The 26306-nt window shown below is 38.1% G+C and carries 18 protein-coding genes; 12 read left to right on the top strand and 6 right to left on the bottom strand.

Translation table 11 applies throughout. The features are described from left to right. Positions 1–24: 24 nt before the first annotated feature. The 4 genes from EGI26_RS02890 to EGI26_RS02875 all read left to right on the top strand — a co-directional run bounded on the left by EGI26_RS02890 (position 25) and on the right by EGI26_RS02875 (position 4996). A complete protein-coding gene (locus EGI26_RS02890; RefSeq protein ID WP_255076218.1) occupies positions 25–681 on the top strand; it encodes an HAD family phosphatase in 657 nt (218 codons plus the stop codon). Continuing rightward, on the top strand, positions 678–2897 hold the full coding sequence (locus EGI26_RS02885) for a DUF5916 domain-containing protein (protein WP_255076216.1): 2220 nt from the start codon (positions 678–680) through the stop codon (positions 2895–2897). The genes EGI26_RS02890 and EGI26_RS02885 overlap by 4 nt, the downstream gene beginning before the upstream one ends. After that, positions 2894–3595 carry an SAM-dependent methyltransferase gene (locus EGI26_RS02880; RefSeq protein ID WP_255076214.1) on the top strand — a complete coding sequence of 234 codons (702 nt, stop codon included), beginning with the start codon at positions 2894–2896 and terminating at the stop codon, positions 3593–3595. The genes EGI26_RS02885 and EGI26_RS02880 overlap by 4 nt, the downstream gene beginning before the upstream one ends. A 237-nt stretch (positions 3596–3832) precedes the next feature. Beyond that, positions 3833–4996 carry a S8 family peptidase gene (locus EGI26_RS02875; RefSeq protein ID WP_255076212.1) on the top strand — a complete coding sequence of 388 codons (1164 nt, stop codon included), beginning with the start codon at positions 3833–3835 and terminating at the stop codon, positions 4994–4996. Positions 4997–5054: 58 nt separating this feature from the next. Here the strand turns inward: EGI26_RS02875 and EGI26_RS02870 are convergent, their stop codons facing one another. Next, positions 5055–7628, bottom strand: coding sequence for a penicillin-binding protein 1A (locus EGI26_RS02870; protein WP_255076211.1), 2574 nt, complete (start codon positions 7626–7628; stop codon positions 5055–5057). Between the two features lie 197 nt (positions 7629–7825). Between EGI26_RS02870 and EGI26_RS02865 the strand changes: the two genes are divergently transcribed. The 4 genes from EGI26_RS02865 to EGI26_RS02850 all read left to right on the top strand — a co-directional run bounded on the left by EGI26_RS02865 (position 7826) and on the right by EGI26_RS02850 (position 12279). Continuing rightward, on the top strand, positions 7826–8740 hold the full coding sequence (locus EGI26_RS02865; protein WP_255076210.1) for an ABC transporter ATP-binding protein: 915 nt from the start codon (positions 7826–7828) through the stop codon (positions 8738–8740). Between the two features lie 7 nt (positions 8741–8747). After that, positions 8748–10094 (top strand): ABC transporter permease, encoded by a 1347-nt coding sequence (locus EGI26_RS02860; RefSeq protein WP_255076209.1) that lies wholly within the window; start codon positions 8748–8750, stop codon positions 10092–10094. A gap of 123 nt (positions 10095–10217) precedes the next feature. Then, on the top strand, positions 10218–10781 hold the full coding sequence (locus tag EGI26_RS02855) for a GrpB family protein (RefSeq protein ID WP_255076208.1): 564 nt from the start codon (positions 10218–10220) through the stop codon (positions 10779–10781). A gap of 49 nt (positions 10782–10830) precedes the next feature. Beyond that, positions 10831–12279: a peptide MFS transporter gene (locus EGI26_RS02850; RefSeq protein WP_255076207.1), complete on the top strand. Its 1449-nt coding sequence runs from the start codon at positions 10831–10833 to the stop codon at positions 12277–12279. Between the two features lie 31 nt (positions 12280–12310). On the opposite strand, the gene EGI26_RS02845 is transcribed toward EGI26_RS02850, so the two are convergent. Together EGI26_RS02845 and EGI26_RS02840 are read right to left on the bottom strand one after the other, a co-directional pair. After that, on the bottom strand, positions 12311–12646 hold the full coding sequence (locus EGI26_RS02845; RefSeq protein WP_255076205.1) for a translation initiation factor: 336 nt from the start codon (positions 12644–12646) through the stop codon (positions 12311–12313). 109 nt (positions 12647–12755) lie between these two features. Next, complete coding sequence (locus EGI26_RS02840) at positions 12756–13622, bottom strand: diacylglycerol kinase family protein (protein WP_255076203.1); 867 nt, start codon at positions 13620–13622, stop codon at positions 12756–12758. A 38-nt stretch (positions 13623–13660) separates the two neighbouring features. Here EGI26_RS02840 and EGI26_RS02835 point away from each other — a divergent pair, with 38 nt between their 5' ends. Both EGI26_RS02835 and EGI26_RS02830 read left to right on the top strand, forming a co-directional pair. Then, positions 13661–14083, top strand: coding sequence for a DUF4440 domain-containing protein (locus tag EGI26_RS02835; protein ID WP_255076202.1), 423 nt, complete (start codon positions 13661–13663; stop codon positions 14081–14083). 39 nt (positions 14084–14122) lie between these two features. Beyond that, a complete protein-coding gene (locus EGI26_RS02830; RefSeq protein ID WP_255076200.1) occupies positions 14123–14539 on the top strand; it encodes a MaoC family dehydratase in 417 nt (138 codons plus the stop codon). A 106-nt stretch (positions 14540–14645) separates the two neighbouring features. Here the strand turns inward: EGI26_RS02830 and EGI26_RS02825 are convergent, their stop codons facing one another. The 3 genes from EGI26_RS02825 to rpe form a co-directional block, all read right to left on the bottom strand. Further along, on the bottom strand, positions 14646–14825 hold the full coding sequence (locus EGI26_RS02825) for a histone H1 (protein WP_255076198.1): 180 nt from the start codon (positions 14823–14825) through the stop codon (positions 14646–14648). 140 nt (positions 14826–14965) lie between these two features. Then, positions 14966–16213 carry a pyridoxal phosphate-dependent aminotransferase family protein gene (locus tag EGI26_RS02820; RefSeq protein WP_255076197.1) on the bottom strand — a complete coding sequence of 416 codons (1248 nt, stop codon included), beginning with the start codon at positions 16211–16213 and terminating at the stop codon, positions 14966–14968. 121 nt (positions 16214–16334) lie between these two features. After that, a complete protein-coding gene (gene rpe, locus EGI26_RS02815; RefSeq protein ID WP_255076389.1) occupies positions 16335–16982 on the bottom strand; it encodes a ribulose-phosphate 3-epimerase in 648 nt (215 codons plus the stop codon). Positions 16983–17182: 200 nt separating this feature from the next. Here rpe and EGI26_RS02810 point away from each other — a divergent pair, with 200 nt between their 5' ends. Both EGI26_RS02810 and EGI26_RS02805 read left to right on the top strand, forming a co-directional pair. Next, positions 17183–17557, top strand: coding sequence for a hypothetical protein (locus tag EGI26_RS02810; RefSeq protein ID WP_255076196.1), 375 nt, complete (start codon positions 17183–17185; stop codon positions 17555–17557). A gap of 341 nt (positions 17558–17898) precedes the next feature. Beyond that, positions 17899–26306 (top strand): PKD-like domain-containing protein (locus tag EGI26_RS02805; RefSeq protein ID WP_255076195.1); only part of this gene is annotated, 8408 nt, incomplete at its 3' end.

Raw genomic sequence — 26306 nt, 5'->3', positions numbered from 1 at the left:
AACTATTTCCATTAATTTTGAGATATGAACCAAGCCGCTGTAATTTTCGACATGGATGGTGTGATTTGCCATACCAATCCCTACCATAGTTTAGCTTTTAAGTCTTTTTTTGGTAAAAGAAATTTGTTTCCGACAGAGGAGGAATTTGCTCAACACATGTATGGCAAAAGCAATAGCTATATTCTCAAGCATTTCCTTGGAAGAGAGGTAGTTGGGCAAGAATTTTTGGATTTGGAGTTTGAAAAAGAATCGCTCTTCCGTGAGATTTACGCCGAACATATTGTTACTATTCCTAATTATTTGCCTTTTTTGACCTCATTAAAAGAAGCTGGTTTCAAAACGGGTGTAGCTACTTCGGCCCCAAGGGCCAATCTCGACCTGATTATGGGCCATTTGGGTTTTGAAAAGGATATGGAGTCCATAATGGCTTCAGAAAATGTGAGTCAACATAAACCGAATCCTGAAGTTTATTTAAAATCGGCTCAAAATTTGGGCATTTCTCCTGAAAATTGCCTGGTTTTTGAAGATTCTTTTTCAGGCGTTTCGGCAGGCTTAAATGCTGGTATGAGGGTAGTGGGTGTGTTAAGCTCGCATACCAAAGAAGAACTGCCACCCTGCAGTGCTTACATTAACGATTACTTAGAAATTGACATCGAAACAGTTTTAAATATTCTCAAATGATAAGATTATTATTTTTCTTGCTATTTGTGGGTTTTTATTCTTTCGGACAGGGTGGTTATGAGATAAAATATATCAATCAAACTATCAATGTTGACGGAAAACTGAATGAAGACGCCTGGCAAAAAGCAGAGGTGCTTAAGAATTTCAGACAGTATTTTCCGAGCGACTCAGGTCTAGCTCAAAATGATACGGAAATCAGGATGTTTTATGATGACAAGAATTTGTACATTTCTGCTAAAATGTACTCTAAGTCCAAAAACTACATTATTCCCTCTTTGAGAAGAGATTTTCGAGCAGGTGGAAACGACAATATTACCTTTTGTTTTGATACTTTTGCAGACCACACAAATGGTTTTATGTTTGGGACCAACCCTTACGGTGTTATGCGTGAAGGTTTGATGTTCAATGCCGCCAGTGACAATAGCTTTTTAAATGTTTTTTGGGACAATAAGTGGAAATCAAACTCTTATATTGCCGATGACGCCTGGGTTTCGGAGTCTGTTATACCGTTTTCTACTTTGAGATTTAAAGAGGGTTCGCAACTGTGGTTTTTTAAGGCTTACAGGTTTGATACCCAAACAAATGAGCAAACATCATTGGTGAAAATGCCTCAGAACCAAATTATTATGAGTTTGGGTTATACAATTCCGATAAAATTCGAAAGGCCGCTAAGGAAAAATGGAGCCAACATAGCTTTGATTCCTTATGTGGCAAGCAAGATATCCAAAGATTTTGAAGCCAAAGATCCTGCCACGGCTTACAAATCAGGTATCGGATTGGATGCCAAAATAGGAGTGACGTCTGGTTTGAATTTAGATTTGACTATAAATCCAGATTTTTCTAATGTAGAAGCTGATAGGCAAGTGGTTAACCTTACCCGGTTTGATGTGAACTTGCCTGAGCAAAGGCAGTTTTTTATAGAAAACTCTGATTTATTCACAGGTTTTGGTAGCTTGATTACCAATCCATTTTTACCGCCAACAGGAACTTTGATCGTTGGAAATCAGCTGTATAGTCCATTTTTTTCTAGGAAAATAGGTATTGGATTAGATACTTCTACAGGTGTGAATGTTCAAAGTAGAATAAATTATGGAGCAAGACTAAGTGGTAAAATAGGGGATACATGGAGGGTAGGAATACTTAATAGCCAAACTGCTGAAGATGAAGAAAAAGGAATAGAAGCTGAGAATTTTACAGTGTTTGCAGTACAAAAAAGGATTTTTCAGAGGTCTAATATCGCAGCTATTTTTGTCAATAAATTTAATCCAAACAGTGAAGCCTTAGATAATTTTAACAGAGTAGGTGGCTTAGAGTACAATTTGCAATCGAATGATAATAAGTGGATTGGGAAATTGTTTTATCATTATTCTTTCGATAGAAACCAGCAAGAAAACCCCTTTGCTACAGGTTTATTGCTCAACTATAATACAAGAAAATTTATAGCCAAGTGGTCGCATGATTTCTTGGGAAAAGGGTTCAATGCTGAGGCAGGTTTTGTGCCTAGAGGAGATTTCTTCCATTTCAATCCAACCTTTGGCTTTAACTTTTTTCCAAAATCCAAAGTCTTAAATCGTTACAGCATAGGCTTCAACTATGATCAATACGAAAGCAAAGGAATTGGTTTGACTGACCGAAAAGCCGGGCCATTTGTGCTTTTGGCTTTCCAGAACACCACAAGATTACTTACTACTTTTAGTCAAAATTTTACTTATTTGTTTAAAGATTTTGATGCTTTGAGGAGCAACAGCACGCTGCCAAAACTAAAAGCAGGAACGGCTTACACCTACTACTCATTAGACGCAAACCTTGTTACAGATTTAAGAAAGAAGATTTCTTTGAATTTCAATCCCTTGATTGGACAATATTATGACGGCAGAATAATTTCTATGTCAGGAAACCTTAATTATAGATTTCAACCTTATGGTCTAGTGGCCATGAATTATAGCTACAACGACATAAAACTATCTACTGGTAAGAACAAAGTCTATGTCATTGGGCCGAATGTTGACTTTACCATGAGCAAGAAACTCTTCTGGACCAACTACGTACAGTATAACTCACAATTTAAAAATCTCAATGTTAATTCAAGATTTCAGTGGAGGTTTGCTCCTGTTTCTGACTTCTTCTTGGTGTATTCTGATAATTATAATTCTGAAATTTGGCTGCCTAAAAACAGAGCACTTTTTGTAAAACTTACTTACTGGTTAAGCCTATGAAACGACCCGATATTTTCCTTTTACCGATGCTCCTGGCTGAGAATACACATCAGTCGGTTCTTACGCCTTATGCCCTAGAGGCCATGAAAACCATCAAGGTTTTTTTTGTAGAAAATATCAAAACCACTCGTAGGTTTATATCTTCATTAAAAGCCGGAATTGTTATTGACGACTTACAGTTTATAGAAATCAATCAAGACTCTGACTTTGAAGAGCTTTTTGGGATTTTAAACGAACTTGAGCAAGACGCTGGTATTATTTCAGAAGCTGGTTGTGCAGGTGTGGCCGATCCCGGTGCATTGGTGGTGGAGGTGGCTCATCAATTAGGACTACAAGTCAAGCCTTTGGTCGGGCCAAATTCCATTCTGTTGGCATTGATGGCTTCTGGCTTTAACGGTCAGTCTTTTGCTTTTAATGGTTATTTACCCATCAAGGACGACGAACGAGCCAAGAAGTTGCGTTCGCTAGAACGTGAAGCACTTCAGAAAAAACAGACGCAGATTTTTATGGAAACTCCGTATAGAAACAATCAGATGCTGACGGCGATCGTAAACAATCTCAATCCTAATACACGACTTTGTATAGCTGCTGATATTACTTCAGAAACAGAATATATCAAAACCCAAAGCATAGAATCTTGGAAAAGAAAAGGTCTTCCGGATTTAAACAAGAGGCCTGCCATATTTTTGATTTATTGAGTGCCAAACTTCTCCAAGGTTAAGTTTTTTATTGATTTATTTTGGTTATATGCTAAAAAGCCCCTTAGTTTTATAATTAAGACATTGTTCCAATTCTAAACAAAATAATTTGTTTTTGTAATAAATTAGGCTTAATTTTTGCTTCGGTTAATAGTGGATTTTATGCATGAGATATGTTATAAAATCTTTAATAATTTAAAATAATATTCATTTTAAACTTAAACCTCTTATTAATTAATGAAAAGACTAATCTTATTGGCTTCTACAGTGGCCATTTTACTTTCATGTAAGAACGAAAACCTTACCGCAGATTCTGCTCCATTGGCCTCTTCCGAATCTATTTTCGCCTCTGCCATTCCAGGCAAATACATAGTTGTATTGAAAGGAGAGCCTGAACTAAAAGGTATGCCAAAAGCTGTCAGAGAAAAAGTGCTTGCATTGTTAACAAAAAATGGAGCAAATGAAGCTGCAATTGACCATGTGTATTCGGCTGCTTTACAAGGATTTGCTGGTACTTTAAATCCAGCTCAATTGAAAAGCCTAATGAATGATCCGAATGTTGCATACATTGAAGCGGATCAAGAAGTAACTATCAGCCAGGGAAAACCAGGCGGAGGTGGTACAACTCAACCGGCTCAGGAAATTCCATGGGGAATAGCAAGAGTTGGAGGCTCAACTGACGGAACTGGTAAAACGGCTTGGATAATTGATACGGGAATTGATCTAACACATCCAGATTTAAATGTGGATGCTACTAGAGGTTTCTCAGCTTTTACAAGCGGAAAAGATGCAGGTTTTAACGATGGAAACGGACATGGTAGCCACGTGGCGGGTACTGTTGCTGCCAAAAATAATACGATCGGTGTGGTAGGAGTTGCACCAAATGCAAAAGTAGTACCAGTGAAAGTACTTAACTCTAGAGGCAGTGGATCCAACTCTGGTGTTATAGCAGGCGTAGATTGGGTAGCGGCCAATGGTCAAGCTGGCGATGCTGCCAATATGAGTTTAGGAGGAGGCGTCTCTGCAGCTCTTGATCAGGCTGTTTTAAATGCTTCTAATAGTTCGGGTGTTAAATTTGCACTTGCTGCCGGTAACGAAACTGACAATGCCAATAATCATTCACCAGCAAGGGTAAATGGTCCTAATATTGTAACTATTTCAGCTCATGATATAAACAATAATTTCGCAAGTTTCTCTAACTACGGTAATCCACCCGTAGATTTCTGTGCACCAGGAGTAAGTATAAAATCTACTTGGAAAAGTGGAGGTTACAACACCATAAGTGGTACTTCGATGGCTACGCCACACGTATGTGGTTTGCTGCTTTTAGGAAATATAAACTCTGGAGGAACGGTTAATAATGACCCTGACGGTGACCCAGATGTTTTAGCTCACAAATGATTTAAAGGACAACGAATAAAAAAAGCGAAGCATTTGCTTCGCTTTTTTTATTCGCTTTCTACAAAGAATCCGGTTTTATCCTTTTACTATTTATCCTATCAAGATTTATGTTCGAGTCTGCATTAAATCTGTTTCTAAATCGTTCCACAGAATCAAGATTTGCTTTTCCCGAGAGACTGTCTACAGAAGTAGTGTCTCGTTTTACGATTGAATAACAACTTAGGTAATCTTTCTCGATTTTTATATTAGGTTTCGGAAATGGTCCAGGGCTGTAGCCGAGCGATTTGTCGGCATATACTTTATTCATAAATATACCAAAAATGGGCAATGCAGATTTGCTGCCCTCACCAAGGCCGCCTCTAAAGTGGATACTTCGGTCGTCGCCACCTACCCAAACACCCCCTACAAGGTCTTTTGTGAAACCCACATACCAAGCATCTGAGTTGTTTGAGGTAGTTCCTGTTTTCCCCGCTACTTGGCCTCCATTTTTGAATAACTCACTGTAGTTGAACATTCGGGCACCAGTTCCGCCCGGTTCTTCTATGTTTCCTCTGAGCATATATTGCATCAAGTAAGCCGACTCTGGCCTTATGGCTTCATGTGTTTTGGGTTCAAATTCAAACAAAACCTTTCCTGAAGCATCTTCAATTTTAAAAACAAATATAGGTTCTCTGTACATTCCTTCGTTCAAAAAAATACCATAAGCGGCTATCATTTCATAAAGTGAAACATCAGAACTGCCCAAGCCTAAAGAAACCACTGGATCAAGCTTAGATGTAATACCCATTTTCTTCGCATATTCTACTACTTTACTTGGCTTTATTTCATTGGTAAGCTGTACTGCAACAGAATTTATCGACCTTGAGATAGCCGTTCTGAGTGTCATGTTACTGTTTGAAAACGTACCATTTGCGTTTTTAGGTTTGTAGATTTTCTCCTCGCCATTTTCCATCCATTTTAGTTCAATCTCCTTGTCTTCTCTTCTGTCGCACGGAGAAAGGTCTAGTGGGCCGTCAATCGCGGCAGTATAAACGATAGGTTTAAATGCTGAGCCGGGCTGTCTTCTAGCTTGTTTTACATGATCGTATTTGAAATGGTCGAAGTCGATACCTCCCACCCAAGCCTTTATAAAACCAGAGTAAGGGTCAAAAGCCATCATACCTGCTTGAAGATACTTTTTGTAATAACGAATAGAGTCCATTTGACTCATCATCATTTCTTTGTTTCCTTCCCAACTGAATACATTCATTGGGACAGGTTTGTTCATGTAATAATCTATAGAGTCTTGATTGTTATTGTGCTTTATAGCTAATTGTTTATAAACTTTCTCTCTTTTAGCTACCGATTCTATAAAATTGGGTATTTCTTCACCGTTTTCATAAGTCCAAGGGTTTTTGTCTTTCCATTGGGCGTTAAATTCTTTTTGAAGCATTTTCATGTGCTGTTTTACTGCATTTTCAGCATAAGTCTGCATTTTGGAATCTACTGTGGTATAAATTTTCAAACCATCTCGATATAAATCAATTCCCAAGTCGTTCTTTTCTGCCCAGTTTTCTATGAATTTAGCTAAAGTGCCTTTGAAATAGTTCCCTTGGCCCTCATAGGCATCTTCTATGTTGATGTCCAGTTTGATATCTTTTTTAGAAAGTTTCTCAGCTTTATCAGCTTCTAAATCTCCGTTTTGAACCAATCTTTGAAACACAGTATTGCGTCTTTTTTTTGAGTTCTTTGGGTTACGAATCGGATTGTAGTAAGTGGTGGCTTTTTGTAATCCTACCAAAACCGCTGATTCAGAAACGTCCAATTGGTCAGGAGTTTTGTTGAAATAGGTTTTAGCAGCAGTTTTTATTCCAAAAGCGTTATTTCCATAATCAACAGTATTGAGGTACATAGTAGCTATTTCCCCCTTTGTAAATCTCTTTTCTAGCTGAATAGCAGTAAGCCATTCTTTGGTTTTATATACTATAGTTTTCACCAGAGGAATATAGTAAAATAAGCCACGCATCTCCTTTTTACGTGTGTTGTACAGGTTTTTTGCCAATTGCTGTGAAATGGTACTTCCTCCGCCCGAATCAGAATTTCCTGTCACTATGCCTTTTGCCACACCAGCCATTCTTTTAAGGTCTATGCCAGAGTGCTCAAAAAAGCGTTTGTCTTCTGTAGCAATTAAGGCTTTAAATACCCAAGGTGAAATGGCTGCACTATCCACTGGAGAGCGGTTTTCAGTGAAAAATTTACCCATTATTTCTCCATCAGCATAGTAAATCGTGGAGGCTTGTGAGAGCTTGGGGTTTTGAAGTTGCTCCACACTAGGCATACCTCCTGTTAGCCACAAGAAGTTCGTTTTTATCAAAAAAATGTAAAAAATAACCGCAAAGGCTGTATTGTAAAACCATTTGTAAATAACCTTCAAAGCCGAGTAATATCTGCCTTCAGGGTTAAGATGGCCATACATAAATACACGGGCAGCATTTCGTTTTGAAATCAAAAATTGCTTTGAATTTATGACTCTTTCCTTTCCGAAGATTTTTTGTAGCAATAGTTCGAAAAGCTCAAAAGCAGCATACAGCTTTTCATTTATAAACGACAAGCCAAGTGATATTTTTTCTTTTATAGTTTTGATAAACTCCATTTTTAGATTTTATACGGAACGCAAATTTAGAATACTAATTATTCATTTTGTTCAAAAATAGAGGTTTTATGTTAAAACAAAAATAAAAAATCTCAATCGAAGTAAATTTTGTCCATTCGTTAATGAAAAATGCCTTTCAAACAAAATTCTGAACTTTTGTTTTTTTTGCGGTAATTTTGAAGAAAAAAACATACGCTATGTCAGAAAATATTCTGGAAATTCATAATGTAGTAAAAAATTATGCCAATCATCGTGCTTTAGATGATGTCAGTCTTACCGTTCCCAAAGGAGTTATTTATGGTCTTTTGGGGCCAAATGGTGCCGGCAAAACCTCACTCATAAGAATTGTGAATCAGATAACGGCTCCCGATGCTGGTAAAGTGCTGTTTAATGGCGAACCGCTAACTGAAAAAAATATCTACGAAATTGGATATTTGCCCGAGGAAAGGGGACTTTACAAGAAAATGAAAGTTGGTGAGCAACTTTTGTATTTGGCTCGACTAAAAGGCCTCAGCAAAGATGCTGCTATGGACAGACTCAAAGAGTGGTTTATAAAGTTTGACATAAAAACTTGGTGGGACAAACCAATTGAAGATTTGTCGAAAGGTATGCAGCAAAAGATTCAATTTGTAGCTACGGTGTTGCATCAGCCCAAATTGATCATTTTGGATGAGCCATTTTCAGGTTTCGACCCTATCAACGCCACTTTAATCAAAGACGAGATTTTAGAGTTAAAAGAAAAAGGCTCGACTATTATTTTTTCTACACACCGAATGGAATCCGTGGAGGAACTTTGTGATTATATCGCTTTGATAAATAAGTCCAAGAAGGTTTTGGAAGGCAAAAAACTCGATATCAAGGACAGCTTTAAGTCAAACACATATACCCTAAATTATGAAGGTGAAAAGGTGGATAGTGCTACGAATTTTAATGTTTTGAGTAATCAGAAAAATCTCGACGGAAGCCAAACAGCGGTGTTAAAAGCATCGAGCGGTAAATTTGGAAATGATCTTTTGAGGGAAATTCTTGAAAAAGTGACCGTGAAATCTTTCAAAGAAGACGTAGCCTCTATGAATGATGTATTTATTAAAGCCGTAAACGAATCAAACTAAGAAATTTATGAACAATATATTACTAATAATTCAAAGGGAATATGTGACGAGGGTGAAAAAGAAATCATTTATCGTGATGACTATTTTGGGGCCTTTGTTGATGGGATTGATGTATGCTGGGGTCATTTGGGCTGCGGTAAGTTCTGTAAATCAAAAGAAAATTGAAGTCTTAGACGATAGTAAATTATTTGAAGGTAAGTTTAAGACTTCTGAGGAATTTATTTTCGTTTTTAAGAAAGAAAAAATAGATGAATTAAAGAAGTCATTAAAAGGAAGTGAATTTGATGCTTTGGTTCATATTCCAGGCGATGTTTTGGAAAATCCTAAAAGTATTAAAATTTACTCAGAAAAGGGAGTAACGCTGGAGTTGCAAAGTAGAGTAGAAAGTGCCCTTGAAAGAGAAATTGAAAGTATAAAACTAACAGAAGCAGGTATTACAAAAAGCGTGTTGGAAAGTGCTAAAATGGATGTTTCATCAGAAACCATCAGTTTGAAAGAAGGCGGAGAAAAGAAAAGTAGTGCTGCGGCTGCATCTATAATAGGAGGTATTTGTGCATTCTTGATTTATCTTTCAGTGTTTATTTATGGTGCCCAAGTGATGCGAAGCATTACCGAAGAAAAAACCAGCAGAATTGTAGAAATTCTAATCAGTTCTGTTAAGCCATTTCAATTGATGATTGGTAAAATTATTGGTGTAGCGTTGGTGGGGTTAACTCAGTTTGGTCTGTGGATAGTTCTTTCAGCTGGTATTTTAACTTTTGGCAGCAAGTTGGTGGGTGAAAAACTCATCCAATCAAAAAATGCCATGACAGAAGCTCAAATGGCAAGTTTGCCGCCTGAAGCACAAGAAATGGCCAAAGAAAAAATGCAAGCTGGGGGCGGAATTCCATCAGAAATGATGCCTGACTTTTTCGGGGCTTTGGACACTTTACCTTTGACCACCATCATTATATCTTTCTTGTTTTATTTTGTGGGAGGCTATTTATTGTATAGTGCATTGTTTGGGGCGGTAGGTTCTGCGGTAGATAGTGATACTGATACTCAGCAGTTTATGTTGCCTATTACCATTCCGATTATCGCCGCTTTTATGATTGCTCAGTTTGTGATTCGTGACCCCAACAGTAACCTGGCCATCTGGACATCCATGATTCCATTCACATCGCCCATAATTATGATGGTGCGTATTCCATTCGGAGTTCCAATTTGGCAAATCGTACTTTCGGTTACTTTGCTCATTGGCGGTTTTGTTTTCACTACTTGGCTGGCGTCAAGAATCTACCGTGTGGGTATTCTGATGTACGGCAAAAAAGTGACTTGGAAAGAACTCGGCAAATGGATTTTTTATAAGAGCTAAGCTTTTATTCGAAAGGAATAAAAAATAGAGATTGGAGTAGTCCAATCTCTATTTTTTGTTTAGGCCAATTTTTGGTGAATTTCGATTTCGTTTGTATGTTTGTTGTGAGTCAATTTCGAAATCATGCTCTTGAAAAAATATACATCTGATTGGATTGAAAATTTTATTGATTTAAAGAATGAAATTGACAAAAGTTTAATTGGACTCAAGTATCGGATTGAGCATGTTGGAAGTACGTCTGTTCCTGGATTAGATTCCAAAAACATCATAGACATCGATATTATTTATGAAAGTGAATCTGAGTTTAATAAAATAAAAGCAGGTTTGATAGAAATTGGATATTATCACAACGGAAACCAAGGAATAGAACAAAGGGAGGTTTTCAAGCGAATCGGGAAAACTTCTGACCCGACATTGGATAAGATTTCTCATCATCTCTATGTATGTCCTTCAGAAAGTAAAGCTTTGGAGCGGCATCTTTTATCGAGAGATTATTTGAGAAAGAACGATTGGGCGAGGTTAGAATATCAAGAAATGAAATACGAATTGGCGGATAAGGCAGCCCAAGACAAAAAACGTTATGCCGAATTGAAGGAATTGAAGGTGAATGATTTTATCGATTCAATAATAGAAAAAGAGAGAGAAGACCTTTATAAAAACTTAGAACAACCTATTTTACAAACTTAGAGAAAATTACTTTATTCAAACTAAAAACCCTGTTAATCATTAACCTATTATGAACGAAAAAACACTATTTGGGCATCCACGAGGCTTATTTGTATTATTTTTTACCGAAATGTGGGAACGCTTCAGCTACTACGGTATGCGGGCCATTCTTTTCTTGTATCTTACCAAAAGTGCCTCAGAAGGAGCTTTGGGCCTTGATGAGAAGTCAGGCGGAGCAATAATGGGACTCTACATGGCCTCTGTTTACCTCCTAACTTTACCAGGCGGCTGGATTGCTGACAATATTTTAGGCCAGAAAAAAGCCATTTGGTGGGGCGGAATTGTGATCATGATTGGTCATGTCATTTTGGCCATTCCGGGAAGCACCTATGTGTTTTTTCTAGGTTTAGCTTTCGTGGCAGTTGGTACAGGATTATTGAAAGCCAATATTAGTTCGATAGTAGGGGAGTTATACCCTGAAGGCGGTGCAAAACGAGATGCCGCATTTTCTATTTTCTATTTGGGCATAAACTTGGGAGCATTTCTAGGGATGTTCATTGTGGGGTATTTGGGCGAAAAAGTTGGTTGGCATTATGGATTTGGAGCTGCGGCTTTTGCCATGTTTTTTGGTTTAATCAACTTCAAACTGAATGGAAAATATTTGGATGGATTGGGAGATAAACCGAAAGCACAGGCGAGCTACACTTATTTGTATGTGGTTATCGGAGCCATCGTTTTTATGGCCTTATTGGTAGTGACAGGAGTCTTGGATAGTGTTTCTTTGGCACAATCTATGAAGTATATAATTAGTATCGTTACACTTTTGTACTTTGCCTACATAGGTTTCATGGACAAAAGCCTGACCATTGTGGAGAGAAAGAGAGTGGGTGTTTTATTTGTGTTTTTTATTGGAGCAGCATTGTTTTGGTCGGGATTTGAACAAGCGAGCACCACGCTTACTATTTTTGCCGATAGACACACCAACAGAATGTTGGCTGGTTGGGAGCTGCCCGCTTCCTGGTTTCAAAATGCCAATTCATTCTTTATTCTTATTTTTTCTGCTCCAGTAGGTGCTTTGTGGGTTTACCTCAATAAGAAAAATCTCAATCCTGCTACGCCTATAAAATTTGGCTTGGGTTTATTGCAAATGGGTCTTGGGTTCTTGATTATGTATTTTGCAGCAAAAAACATCTTGGATGGCTCGCTTGCGGGTATGGGCTGGTTGACGTTTACTTATATGTTCCATACCTTAGGAGAGCTTTGTTTGAGTCCTGTTGGTCTGAGTAGCAATACCAAGCTTGCACCTAAAAAATATTACAGTCAAATGATGGGGCTTTGGTTTGTAGCGGCTTCATTGGGCAACTTAATTGCTGGACTTTTTGCTGGAAACTTTAATGAGGAGAATGTGCAACAAATGCCAGATTTGTTTTTGCAAGTTTGTATATATGGATTTGTTTTGGGTCTTATTTTTATACTTCTATATAAGCCTATCAAAAAATGGATGGGAGGGATTGAATAAAAATCATCAAAGAATATTTGAAAGCGGAAGGTTAGCCTCCCGCTTTTTTTGCTTTATAGCCTTCTTTAAGCATAAAAGCCAATATTTTATCTCTGTGATCGCCTTGAATTAATACCTCAGCATCTTTGGCTGTTCCGCCACTTCCACAGGCATTTTGAAGTTTTTTCTTCAATATTTGTAGGTCCTCTTCTGTACCGATAAAACCTTCAATTCTACTCACTACCTTACCACCACCTTTCCTATCCAGCCAAATCTTGAAATTTTGTTTGTCATTTTGCAAAGTTTCGGCTTCAGTATCGAAATTGTCATATTCAAAGTCTGGGTTGGTAGAATATACTACACCACCTTGATTTTTAGTTTTTTTCATAATTTTCTATTTCAAGCAAAGTCGCAAAGACACAAAGTTTTAATTGTTCAACTAAATATCTAAGAACTTCATTATTGTTGTTTCATTATAATTCAAATATATTCATTCCTTAAATAATCAATTTCAATGCATGGGGCATTGTTTTGGCCGTTATTTTATCTGCGAATGGAGCTACATATTCTCCATCAATGTGCATCAAAATGTTTTCTTTGTGATCAAGGCTAAATTCTGTGCCGCGGTAATAATCTACAAAACTGGAGCTTCTGATTTTGCCCGACATTAGCAAATAACCCATATAAATTCCGTACCATTTGGGGTGTTTTCCTATAATTGTACAATCCAATTGATTGTCGTCTAATATTGCATCTGGGGCTATGTAAGCATTGTTTCCAAACTGGTTTGCGTTGGCAAATGTAATGGAGAAATACTGTTTTGGCTGATTACAAAAGCTACTTTGGTTAATTTCATAGTTAAAGTAACTCTCCAGAATAACTTTTACATAATTGAACAAGCCTCTTCTATGACTTCCAAGAGCAAATTTTTTGGCACAATGGGCATCAAATCCTACTCCAGCGGTACAAAAAAATGGGAATTCATTGATAAGACCAATGTCCATCACACTCTTTTTGCCATGAAAAACTTTCTCAAGAGCTTTTTCTGGCTCCAATGGGATATTTAGTGTCCTGGCCAATCCATTGCCCGAACCTAGCGGTATGATGGAGAAAAAAGCCTCCGTATTAATCAGTTGTGAGGCTACTTCATTGACAGTCCCATCGCCGCCAACGGCCACAAAATGCCTATGTCCAAGGTCCAAGTATTTCTTAGTAAGCGTTTTTCCATGGTCTTTCTGGTGAGTGGTTTCTACGATACCCTCTAAGTTTCTAGCCGCAAGAAAAGACTCAATCAGTTTTTTAGCATTAACTTTTTTAGAACCAGCTATTGGGTTTATGATAAATACGGGGATTTGACTGCTCAATTTATTTAGATATATTTGAGAAAAATTCGACTACAAAAATGAAAAAACTATTTCTATTTTTTACACTTTCTACAGTTTGTTTTAATGTTTTTTCACAAAAAAAGGAAGATATACTTGCAGTTATGGCTCGGCAGCAGAATAATTGGAATGCTGGGGATATCGAAAAGTTCATGGAAGATTATTTGAAGTCTGACGAACTGCAGTTTATCGGTAGCAAGGGCGTGGTAAAAGGATGGCAAGCCACGAAAGACAGATATCTTAAAAGCTATCCAGATCGAGCCACCATGGGGCAGCTAAAGTTTGATATATTGGAGGTAGATTATCATTCTAAAAAATCCGCTTGGGTTTTGGGTAAATGGTATTTGACCAGGCCTGAGAAGGGAGATGTTGGAGGTTATTTTACGCTAATTTTTAAAAAAGTGAAAGGAAAATGGCTTATAGTTAGTGACCATACAAGTTAATTTTTTATATATTTGCAACAAACCATTATACAATTAACTATGAGCGAAAAAATACCAGTTGGAGCAAAATTTGAACATGATTTTAGTTTTAGCCAAGAAGACGTAATAGCCTTTGCAAATCTTACGGGTGATCGTAACCCCATACATTTAGACGCTGAATATGCAGCCACTACCAAGTTTAAAGTGCCCATAATTCACGGCCATTTAAGTAGTAGTGTTTTTACGAGATTTCTAGGTATGGGAAAACCAGGTGGGCCAGGTTCTATATATATGAAACAAGAAACTGAGTATTTAAGGCCAATGCATGTAGATACGCCATATCAGGTTGTTTTTGAGGTAGTTAGTGTAGATTCTGTTAGGCACATAGCACACATAGCGACACAAGTGATTAACAAAGAAACAAAAAAAATGACGATACGTGGAACAGGGACTTTAATGAATGAAGAACACTATTGAAATTAGGTTTTGATTTTTGGGCATCTTAGTGTGACTTGAAAAATAAAAAAGCCGCTTGTCATTTGATAAGCGGCTTTTTTATATGAGTTTAGATAATACCTGAATATTATAAACCTGCATTTTTCATTGCTTGTACTTCAGCTCTAACAGCCTTTGTCCAAGCTCCTAAATCTTGCATGCCTTTTCTTACTCTAGTGCCTGCAGCTTTGTTTTTTTTGTCGTAGAATTTGTCAAAATCATCTTTCATTGACGTAACCAAGTCGTAAAGTTCTGAATACTTATCCATGAATTTAAAGGGGGGTTTAAGTGTATAATAAAAAATTCACGCCGCAAGTTAACAAAAAACTTTAATTCACCATTTTTTAGACAAAAAATAATTTATATTTTTTGTCGAAAATATAGTAATAATCTAATTTGGTCGACTGTTTACGCAGGTTTATAGCTTCCTTCGGTTAATTTCTTCTTTACCGTTTCGAAGCAATTCATGGTATATTCCACGTCTTCTAAAGTATGAGCCGCAGTAGGTATAACTCTTAATAAAATTACTCCTTTTGGTACTACTGGGTATACTATTATCGAACAAAATATGGCCATGTTTTCTCTCAAATCTTTGATTAGGTTAGTTACTGTTGGAAGGTCATAGTCTCCTTGCAAAAGTACTGGCGTAACAGGGGATGTTGTATTTCCAATATCAAAACCTCTACTTCGGAACCCATCTTGTAAAGCCTTTACTATAGTCCATAATTGATCTTTTAATTGGGGGTTCTTCTTTATAAGTTCTAGTCTTTTCATTCCGCCTAATACAAATGGCATTGGAAGAGCTTTTGCATAAGTTTGAGATCTCATATTGTATTTTAGATACATTACGATTTCTTTTTTTGCAGCTATAAATGCACCAATGGCGGCCATGGATTTGGCAAAAGTACAGAAATGTAGATCTACTGCGTCTTGAACTCCGAAGTGCTCAGGAACACCCGCTCCGGTTTTTCCCATAGTGCCGAATCCATGGGCGTCATCTACCAACAATCTGAATTTATATTTCTTTTTGAGCTCAGCAATCTTGTCTAGGCTTCCTACAGCTCCTGACATTCCGAATACTCCTTCAGTAATTACCATTATACCGCCTCCTTGCTCCTCTGCAATTTTTGTAGCCCTTATTAGGTTTTTCTCCAAGCTTTCCATGTCATTGTGCTTGAAAGTATAGGTTTTGCCGCCTTTTGCACGGTGAAGTCTTACGCCATCTATTAAGCAGGCATGTGATTCTGCGTCATAAACAACAACATCTTTGAAGTCTACCATAGATTCCACCACTGACATTACTCCTTGATAGCCGTAGTTAAGCAAGAAAGCATCTTCTTTACCAACAAACTCAGCCAATTGTTTTTCAAATTCTTCGTGTAGTTCTGAGTTGCCTGTCATCATACGAGCTCCCATAGGGTAAGCCAAGCCATATTCTGCAGATGCTTTTGCGTCGGCTTCACGTACTTCAGGGTGGTTGGCCAGTCCTAGGTAATTGTTAAGTGACCAATTGAGCATTCTTTTGCCATTGAATGACATGTAAGGGCCCAATTCACCAGAAAGTTTTGGAAATGAATAATAATGATGAGAATAATGAGCATGAGATCCAATGGGTCCCATGTTATTTACAACCTTGTCAAAAATATCTTCGACCATTTCGATGTTTAAAATATATGGTAATTAAAAATTCCGCAAATTTACAAAATTCTAGGCAAAAAATACAGAAACACAACTTGGGTTGCCTTTTTTTTGATTTGTATCTATTTAAAGTGCTGATTTATAGATTTTTGAGATTAATTATAGTTTGTAGTGGATTAGCATTGCTAAAAACAAAGCTACCAGCAACAAGTGCATCAGCACCTGCATCTACTAGGGCTTTTCCAGTTTCTAAGTTCACTCCTCCGTCAATTTCTATAATAGCTCGAGACTTGGAATCTATGATTAGCTTTTTTAGCCTTTTTACTTTTTCAATAGTTGAATGAATGAATTTTTGCCCTCCAAAACCTGGGTTTACAGACATTAGCAAAACTAAGTCGCAGTCGCTGATGATTTCTTCCAGAACTGATATGGGTGTACCTGGGTTAAGTACTACTCCTGCTTTACAGCCAGCCTCCTTTATTTGTCCTATTGTTCGATGAATGTGTGGGCAAGCTTCCCAGTGTACTGATATGATTTCGGCCCCGATTTTTGCAAACTGGTCGATGTAGTTTTCTGGCTTTACAATCATCAGGTGTACATCCAGTGGTTTTTTTGCGTGTTTTTGAATGGCTTCTGTTACTGGTAGGCCAAAACTAATATTGGGCACAAAGACGCCATCCATGATATCAATATGAAACCAGTCGGCTGAAGAGTTATTGATGAGTTCTGTATCTTTCTGAATGTTCGCAAAGTCTGAAGCGAGCATTGAAGGAGCTATTATTGGCATGTGCTTTTCTGAAATTTTCTGCAATTTATGTATTTGTCAATTATTTACCAATTTATACCATTTACTCAGTTTTGGAGACTGTCGGTTTATTACCATTTGATTTATACCGTGGTGGGATATATCTTAGTTTTAGTTAAAATCTAAACAGGGGATTTTACGCTAAAAATAACCATGGCCTTTTCGCAATTTTACAGCATAAAATGAAAACTATAAGAAGCATGAACACATTTACAAAAAGTATTATCCCAGAAAGACTAGTTTATAACTACGGTAAAAAGGCTGTAGAGTTTAACAGTATCAAATACATTGAGAGCTTTGCTGGTAATTATTCCATGATTCGCTTAAATGACAAAGGCTATATTTGCTCTTCGTTTACCCTAAAACATTATACTTCTAAGCTAGAGGGTAGGTGTAATTTTTTCTTAGCAAGAAAGGGTTTGTTATTGAATTTGCAGTTCATTCAAGAAATTACAGATGAGAAAGGTGTAAAGTCTGTGAAGTTGTCTACAGGGGAAGTTTTTAAGCTTTCGAGGAGGTTAGGGTCTAGATTAATTGATTATTTGAATGATAATTGAATACTTTTTCTTGATTATCAGTTAGTTATAGGTGTTTGAATATTGAAGGTTCGAGTCTGTTTTGGTTGCTTTATTTCCAGAACTGACTCGTTTTTTTGTTTATATATTCATTTATTAGATAAATAGCTAAATGTATAAATGATACATTTTGAAAAGTTTTTATTTTGTAATGTATTGTAATTGAATAGATTGTGTTTTAGTACTGCTTGTGATTCAATATTTGGCACAGTTTTTGACGCCGTTTGATAAGTTTTAACATTGTTTTGGTTTTAACCCTTCCTGAGCAGTGTATTCACATAAAAATAACGGTATTTGTGCAATTTTTACTAGAAAGAAATTTGATGACGCTGTTTAGAAACAGATTAACCCTTGCTATAACTTTGGCATGGGCTTTCTTTGTTTTTGCAGATGGTGTAGCAAAAGATCTTCCTAAGGCAAAGAAAACAAATATCGTTATGGCTCCTCCTCCCATCAATTTCGGAGGGGAGATTTCTGGTGACGAGGCCAACAATGGGGGATTTGACCCAAGTGCAATTACCAACGTGTCTGCTCCAACGGGAACTGGTGGGACGGTTATTGAATACCTTTGGCAATCAAGTACTGATGGTATTACCTGGTCAAACATCGGGAGTAGCAATTCAATAACATACAATCCTGGAGCCATAACGGTTACCACCTATTACAGAAGGTTATCGAAGTTTGATAATGAAAACTTTCCTAACAATTCTGGAAATGTTGAGATGTGGAATGGTGTCTCTAATGTGATCTCGAAGATTATAACAAATTATAGTATTACTTCCCCATCGGCCTACACTATTGGCCAAACAATAAACCTTACACAAACCGGAAGTTTTGCTAATAATCTGGATAATCTGGTACCAGAAGGACATATACCACTTCAACCGTCGCAATTTTTGTCAGACTACACTTATAACACTACTGGAACAGCCTCGGGTGTCTGGGATATTGATTATAGCTTTGACAGAATGAATAGTGCATATAATTCAAATTTTTCCAACACTACTTATAACAACGAAGGTTTTATGCTCTTGTTTAATGGAGCAAATACAAGCAATAGAAGGGCTTGGTACAAAACTATTACAGTAGTGGCTGGAAATGTTTATTATTTTTCGGCAAGAACGCAAGCTGATAATAACACCAACCAACCTCAACTACAATGGAATATAAATGGCACAAATGTAGGAACTCAGCTAACGGTTTCTAACAGTTCTTGGCAGACTCTTTCATATACTTATACTGCTGCCAGTTCAGGAACAATTGTGATAGCAATTGTAAACAATAGAATTTTAGATAGTGGTAATAATTTCGCAATTGATGACATAAAAGTAGTTGAAGATGAGCCAATTACTTATCTCTGGACGGGGCCGAATGGATTTACAAGTACATTGGCCAATCCAAATATTCCGAATGCTCAGCTGGAAAATAGTGGTGATTATACATTGACAATTACCAAAGGTGGTTTATCAGTAACTATTACAAAAAATATTTGGGTTTCAGAATCAAGTGCTACTTGTATTCCTCCAACATTTACATTTACAAGTACAAACCCAGCATGTTTTGGTTCGAATACTGGTGTAATTAATATAACGAATCCGATTGGATATGGAGGTTTAGGTAATATCACATATCAGACTTGGACAAGTATTCCAGGTACCACTGTTTCAAGTTTAACAACAAATTCAAACTATCCGAACAATCCATCGAGTGCTATATTGAAAAACACAATGGAGGGAGATATAAATGGATATGATAATATTGGAGGAAGACTAGTTGGTTATATTATTCCAAGAACGACCGGAAGTTACACTTTTTGGATTTCCAGTGATGATAATGGAGAATTGTGGCTTTCAACGGATTCAAATCCTGCAAATAGAGTTAAAATAGCCGAAGTATTGGGTTATACCGACTCCAAACAGTGGAATAAGTACGCTTCACAGAAATCAGTAGCTATATCTTTAACGGCAGGGCAAAAATATTATATTGAGGCTATTTATAAAGAGGGTACAGGTGGAGACAATATTGCAATTGGCTGGGCAAAACCAGGCCAAGGAACCACAGCTCCTTCAGAAGTCATTCCAGGTACAGTTCTAAGGCCTTATACAGCAGCCGCTTTAGCTGAGCCAGTATTTGAATATTCTATTGATGGTACAAATTTTCAAACGGCTTCTTCTTTTAATGGTTTGACATCAGGTACTTATACTATTACGCTCAGAGATAAATATGGTTGCACGGCTACCTCAAATGTAACCCTAACAGCCCCAGCTCAAATCTCCACTACCACAAGTAATACATCTCCAGTATGCCAAGGAAGTTCTTTTGATTTATCAGCAACTTCAGTGTCGGGGGCTACTGCTTACAGCTGGACTTACCCTAGCGGTTCGACAAATAGCAATAGAAATCATACAATAAGCAGTGCCTCTGCTTCTCATAATGGTATTTTTACTTTAACGGTTACCGTGGGTTCTTGTTCGGCTACTTTTACCACCAATGTTACTATCAAAGAATTGCCCTCTGTGCCTACCATTACTTCCACAAACCCTAATTGCGGACAAAACGACGGAACAATTACTTTTAATTTTCCGGACAATGGAAATTATTCTTCAATCAAGTTCAGCTTAAATGGAAATGCTGATGCTTCGTATTTGCCAGCAAATATTGTAAATGATAATATAGGTAGCCATACCATTACTGGTGTCTCGGCTGGTACTAAGGATTTGTATGTTAGATGGGGAACCGATGAATGCCCCTTTGATTTACCCAACAGAACCCTAGTTTCTGGTACCACTTTGGCACCGCTTAGCATGTCTCCCAATATCACTACTTGTAAAGGAAATACGGTTTCGATTTCAGGAACACCAACCAATGGACTAGCTCCATATATTTATTCGTGGTCTAATGGCTTAGGGTCAACATCTTCGGTAAGCGTAAGTACAAATAGCTCGAATGTTTACACCCTAACTGTTAGAGACTCAAACTCGCCAAGTTGTACTGCAACAGCCGCTGTGGCCGTAAATGTTGTGGATAGCCCTGGTGTTACCATTACCACTCCCGATAGTTTGATATGTGTAAATGGTGTTTCTACCATATCTTCAACAATTGATATTGCTGGTACTTACACTTATCAATGGCAAACTTCTCCGAATGGAACAACAGGGTGGGCAAATATATCTGGCCAAACCAATAGTACTTTTACAAATTCCTTTTTAGTAGCAGGAAGTTATTTTTATAGAGTAATTGTTTCTGGGTCTGCTCAATGTAACGACGGAACCTCAAATGCATTCCAGATTAGAGTAGTGTCTTCTCCTACTGCGACAGTTGTTGCTCCAAGCAATACAACTTGCATTGGTACTCAAGCCACCTTATCGGCGAGCGTATCAAACGGTGCCGGTTCAATAACCTATCAGTGGCAACAGTCTGCTAACGGTACAAGTGGGTGGACTGATATAAGTGGACAAACTGGGAGTACATTTGCACCACCTTATAATGCTGCGGGTACTTTTTATTTCAGAGTTATTGCCACTATGTCTGCAGCTGGTTGTTCTTACGCAGTTTCACCAAGCTATACATTTTTGGTGGTAAATCCTGCCACAGTAACGGTGACGCCTGCAAATACTAGTCTTTGTATTGGAGCTACACAGATTTTAACAACCAATGTTACGGGAGCATCAGGAACTTACAGTATTTTATGGCAAGAATCAAATAATAATTCAGCATGGTGGAATGTGACATCTACAAGTAGTGCTACATTAAATACAAACAACGATTCTTTAGAATTGGCCTATTTTAGACCAATAATTGACTTTAGTGTTTGCGGAATTTACCATGGAACTTCAGTTCAAATACAGACAAACCCAATTCATACCGTAGATGCTTCGCTTACAAATGGAACGGTTTGTGTGGGAGGTTCAACTCAACTAAACGGTATTGTTACTAACACTACAGGAACAGTTACTTATCAGTGGCAAACAAGGACTTCACTTTTTGGTACCTGGAATAATGTAAGTTCGGGAGGTAATTTGATTGATTATACTCCATCTACTTCCACTGCGGGTTTAGTATATTATAGGTTAAACGTCACCACCTCAGGTGTCAATTGTGGAACTATAAGTTCACCAAGTTTAACATTAAACATTGTTCCTCAAGCCACAGTTACTATCGCGGCTAGCAGTGGTACAATTTGCTTGAATGGTAACTATACCATAACGTCAAGTGTAAATAACGGGGTGGGGCCATTCACTTATCAATGGCAAAGGTATAATACTACAAATAGCACTTGGGAAAACATTGCAGGCCAAACAAACAGTAGTTTGCCAATTCCTACTAGTGCAACAGGAATCACTAACTATAGGATAATAGTTAACTCATCTGGAAATGGTTGTAGTCCTGCGACTTCAGCTCAACAGACTATTGATGTTTTGCCTCTTCCGACAGTGACCGCATCCAATACCTCTAATTCGGGTGGTTCTGCAAACGCTTGTGTTGGAACTTTGGTTTTGTTAAAGTCTGGATATACAGGAGCTTTAGCGGTTACTAGCTATTCATGGTCACATTCTAGCGGCTTTTCTAGTGGACAACAGAACCCTACTAGTTTGATTTCTAGTGCATCATCGGGTGGAGTTTATACAGTAACTGGCTTAGCTACAAATGGTTGTACTAATACCATGACAACGAGTGTAACAGTCAATACCAATTGTAATGGCATGTGCAGCTCTTATATTCAAGTCACTCCCTTAAATCCTACTGGCTGTAACGCTACAGACGGTGGAATTACAGTAAATGGTGGAGGAGTAACTAATTATGAGACCAGTTTGGATGGTATTGCTTGGACAAGAGGGAATTTTGTATATGGTGGACAGTCGGTTGGTACAAAATTAGTATTTATTAGAGATTGGACATCTAAGATTATTTGTAGAACGGTTAATATAACTTTGGTTTCAATTGTAACTTCATTTTATACGGGAGAAACTGTAACCAATGCGACAGGATGCTTCAATAACAATGGAAGGATTCTACTGGCTGGAGTTAATCCAACGGATCAAGTTACTTGGATTTCTTCATTTGATCCAGTTTATACTACTGTTCAAAATCTGTCACCAGCAAATACTATTACAGGTTTGTTGCCTGGTTCATATTATGTTAGAGTTACGCGAGGAGGGGAATATTGCTACAGTGAAAGAATAGTAACTGTAGGAAATTCGGGAACGCCTTGTATTTCTAATGCAGTTTGTTCTACTTCTGGAACAACACCCAATTTGTTTCCAAACGGTGATTTTGGAAGTGGTACGGATAGGCATGGTCCGGTTTTAACTCCTTTAGAAACCCAGTATGGATACTCGTTTTATACTTGTAACTCTCCAAATGATGGATTCTACTCGGTTGTAAACAACATGGAGTGTAATGGTCCAGGATTAGGTGGAGGTACGTTTGGTGGAAGCTGGCAGGCTATAACAGAAGATCATACTACTGGAGACACAGGTGGGTATATGATGGTAGTGAATGCCTCTCATAACAAAGACATCGTAATAGAAAAAGAAATTGGAGGATTATGCCCAAATACCCAATATAATTTTACGGCTTGGATAAGGGATACTCATGCACCGGGTTACACCGGTTTACAGCCTGACTTGGCCTTTTTGATTGATGGAGTTATTCAATATAGAACCAATCCAATTGCAGCAACAGGAACTTGGGTAAGAGTTGGGTTTTCATTCAAAACCGGTTCTACGGTTACTTCTGCTGTATTTAGTATCAAGAATAATCAATTTGGAGGTGGGGGTAATGACTGGATTATCGATGATATTGTAGTTGACAAATGCCCTTTGAATATTACCCTTGATGGAGAATCAGTGGCCTGCCTTGGTGGAACAAATGAAACTATAAATGCTACCATTACTGACCCTAACAGAGAGCATGACTACTATAAATGGCAAGAAAGTAACGATAACGGTACTACGTGGCAAGATGTAACTGGGGTGTTGCAAGGAACTTTTGTAGGTAACGATATGAATGTTACTATTAATCTACCCACACCTATTGTTTCTGCTTTAAGTGGTAAATTGTATAGAATTAGATTAGCGACTACTGCTACCACAGTTGGAGATCCAATTTGTTCGGTTGTAAGTCAAATATCTAAGGTAATTGTACCGCCAGTAGCTGTTTCAGTTACCCCTCCACTAACAATTTGCTATGGTACAAGTGCCAGTTTAACAGCCACAGGTTCGGGAGGTACCACACCTTATACCTATACCTGGACGAATACCGCCGCTACTGGTGGAACCGTATCTGTATCTCCTACAACTTCAACAGTATATACTGTTACAGCAAGAGATGTTGATAATTGTTCTGCAACTGCCACTACTTCGGTAAGTGTTACTCCAGTTCCAACAGCAAGTGCTCTGGCACAAACTTCTTGTTCTGGAGATGCATTTTCGGTTGCACCAACTACAAATATCGTTGGTACTACATATACGTGGACAGTAGCATTGATAAGTGGTACAGCATCAGGTTTTTCTAATCAAGCAAGTGCAGTTTCTGGGCCAATTTCACAGACTCTAATTAACAGTACTACAACAAGTGCAGTTGTAAGGTATACCGTGACACCTTATAATGGAGTATGTCCGGGGGCTAATTTTACATTTGACGTTACAGTTCGTCCTAGTATAAATATTACAAATCCTGGTCCTCAAACTATATGTTCAGCCACCAGTTTTAGCAGGACTCCAATTTCAAACATTACAGGGACACAATATACATGGACAGCTGCAATTCAGTTAGCACCATCTGGAGGTACAATTACTGGATTCTCAAATAACACTGTGGCAAGTAATGCCCCAATAACACAAACTTTAACGAATTCGGGCACTTCAAGTGGAGTCGTAAGATATACAGTAACGCCTATTGCGAATGGGTGTAACGGTACTCCTTTTACATTTGATATTACTGTTCAGCCTACAATAGTAATCACAAATCCTGGCCCTCAGACTATTTGCTCAGCTACAAGTTTTAGTAGGACTCCTATTTCTAATATTACAACAACTACCTATACTTGGACAGCCACAATCACTACAGCTCCAACGGGAGGTACTATCACTGGCTTTGCTGACAATGGAACAGCTTCAGCAGCTCCAATAACTCAAATTCTTACCAATTCAGGAACAACAAATGGAATTGTAACCTATACTGTGACTCCTGTTGCAAACGGATGTAATGGTACGCCTTTTACTTTTGCAATAACTGTTCAACCTACAATGGTAATTGCTAATCCGGGTCCTGAAACCATATGTTCGGGGGCAAGTTTTAGTAGAACTCCTACTTCAAATATCGTAGGAACTACCTATACTTGGACAGCTGCAATACAAACAGCTCCTACTTCTGGTACAATTACAGGTTTTTCAGATAATGCAGTTGCATCTGCGGCCCCAATATCTCAAACTTTAACTAACTCTGGCACCACAAATGGAATAGTAAGATATACAGTAACGCCTGTGACGGCAGGCTGTACGGGTACCCCTTTTACAATTGATATAACAGTTCAACCTACGATAGTTATTACAAACCCTGGGCCTCAAACTATATGCTCGGGAACAAGTTTTAGTAGAACTCCAATAAGTAATATAGGTGGCACAACTTATACTTGGACAGCTGCCATCACCACAGCTCCAACTGGAGGAACTATTACTGGGTTTTCAGATAATGCGGTGGCTGCATCTGCTCCAATATCGCAGACTTTAACAAACTCAGGTACAACGTTCGGAATCGTTACTTACACCATAATACCAGTTGCTAATGGTTGTAACGGTACGCCATTTACCATCGCTATTACAGTACAGCCAATAATTCTTATTACAAATCCAGGACCTGAAACAATATGTTCAGGAACAAGTTTTAGTAGGACACCAACATCGAATATTACTTCGACAACCTATACTTGGACAGCGGCAATATCCACTGCCCCAACATCCGGAACTATTACAGGTTTTTCTGATAATGCAGTAGCGTCTTCTGCTCCAATAACTCAAACATTAACAAATTCTGGAACAACATCTGGAATTGTAACCTATACAGTAACCCCAGTTGCCAATGGATGTAATGGTGCACCATTTACATTTGCTATAACTGTCCAGCCAACGATTGTAATTACAAACCCTGGTCCACAAACAATTTGTTCAGGTGCAAGCTTTAGTAGAACACCAACATCCAATATCTCGCCAACTACCTATACATGGACTGCCACTGTAACTTCAGCTCCAACATCGGGAACAATATCTGGATTTTCAAATAATGCTGTAGCATCAGCTGCTCCAATATCTCAGACACTTTCAAATTCAGGTATAACAAATGGTGTGGTAACTTACACAGTAACACCAGTTGCCAATGGTTGCAATGGTACTCCATTTACCATAGATATAACAGTAAGACCAACCTTAACAGCAAGCCTAGCAGACCCAGCAGTAATCTGTTCAGGAGCAGCAGTAGCAGCAGTAACCCCAACAAGCAACATAGCAGGCACGACATATACTTGGACATTAGGAGCGATAACAGGTGGAGTAACAGGAGCAGCAGCACAAGCAAGTGCACAAGCACAGTTCAGCACAGGTAACCTAACGAACGCAGGAGCAGTAGACGGAACAGTGACTTACAACATCACAGCAACGAATGCAGCGACTTGTAATACCGTAAACTTCAGCATCGTAGTAACAGTAAGACCAACCTTAACAGCAAGCCTAGC

Origin of the sequence: Lacihabitans sp. CCS-44 (genome assembly GCF_024343735.1) — a bacterium.
Lineage (GTDB): Bacteria > Bacteroidota > Bacteroidia > Cytophagales > Spirosomataceae > Leadbetterella.
The sequence above is the reverse complement of the archived record's forward strand: the minus strand, read 5'-3'. Positions and strand labels throughout refer to the sequence as shown.

Excerpts from the sequence above, each read along its gene's own strand:
- EGI26_RS02890 (WP_255076218.1), top strand. The coding sequence starts at position 25 with ATGAACCAAGCCGCTGTAATTTTCGACATGGATGGTGTGATTTGCCAT.
- EGI26_RS02885 (WP_255076216.1), top strand. The coding sequence starts at position 678 with ATGATAAGATTATTATTTTTCTTGCTATTTGTGGGTTTTTATTCTTTC.
- EGI26_RS02880 (WP_255076214.1), top strand. The coding sequence starts at position 2,894 with ATGAAACGACCCGATATTTTCCTTTTACCGATGCTCCTGGCTGAGAAT.
- EGI26_RS02875 (WP_255076212.1), top strand. The coding sequence starts at position 3,833 with ATGAAAAGACTAATCTTATTGGCTTCTACAGTGGCCATTTTACTTTCA.
- EGI26_RS02870 (WP_255076211.1), bottom strand. The coding sequence starts at position 7,628 with ATGGAGTTTATCAAAACTATAAAAGAAAAAATATCACTTGGCTTGTCG.
- EGI26_RS02865 (WP_255076210.1), top strand. The coding sequence starts at position 7,826 with ATGTCAGAAAATATTCTGGAAATTCATAATGTAGTAAAAAATTATGCC.
- EGI26_RS02860 (WP_255076209.1), top strand. The coding sequence starts at position 8,748 with ATGAACAATATATTACTAATAATTCAAAGGGAATATGTGACGAGGGTG.
- EGI26_RS02855 (WP_255076208.1), top strand. The coding sequence starts at position 10,218 with ATGCTCTTGAAAAAATATACATCTGATTGGATTGAAAATTTTATTGAT.
- EGI26_RS02850 (WP_255076207.1), top strand. The coding sequence starts at position 10,831 with ATGAACGAAAAAACACTATTTGGGCATCCACGAGGCTTATTTGTATTA.
- EGI26_RS02845 (WP_255076205.1), bottom strand. The coding sequence starts at position 12,646 with ATGAAAAAAACTAAAAATCAAGGTGGTGTAGTATATTCTACCAACCCA.
- EGI26_RS02835 (WP_255076202.1), top strand. The coding sequence starts at position 13,661 with ATGAAAAAACTATTTCTATTTTTTACACTTTCTACAGTTTGTTTTAAT.
- EGI26_RS02830 (WP_255076200.1), top strand. The coding sequence starts at position 14,123 with ATGAGCGAAAAAATACCAGTTGGAGCAAAATTTGAACATGATTTTAGT.
- EGI26_RS02825 (WP_255076198.1), bottom strand. The coding sequence starts at position 14,825 with ATGGATAAGTATTCAGAACTTTACGACTTGGTTACGTCAATGAAAGAT.
- EGI26_RS02820 (WP_255076197.1), bottom strand. The coding sequence starts at position 16,213 with ATGGTCGAAGATATTTTTGACAAGGTTGTAAATAACATGGGACCCATT.
- rpe (WP_255076389.1), bottom strand. The coding sequence starts at position 16,982 with ATGCCAATAATAGCTCCTTCAATGCTCGCTTCAGACTTTGCGAACATT.
- EGI26_RS02810 (WP_255076196.1), top strand. The coding sequence starts at position 17,183 with ATGAAAACTATAAGAAGCATGAACACATTTACAAAAAGTATTATCCCA.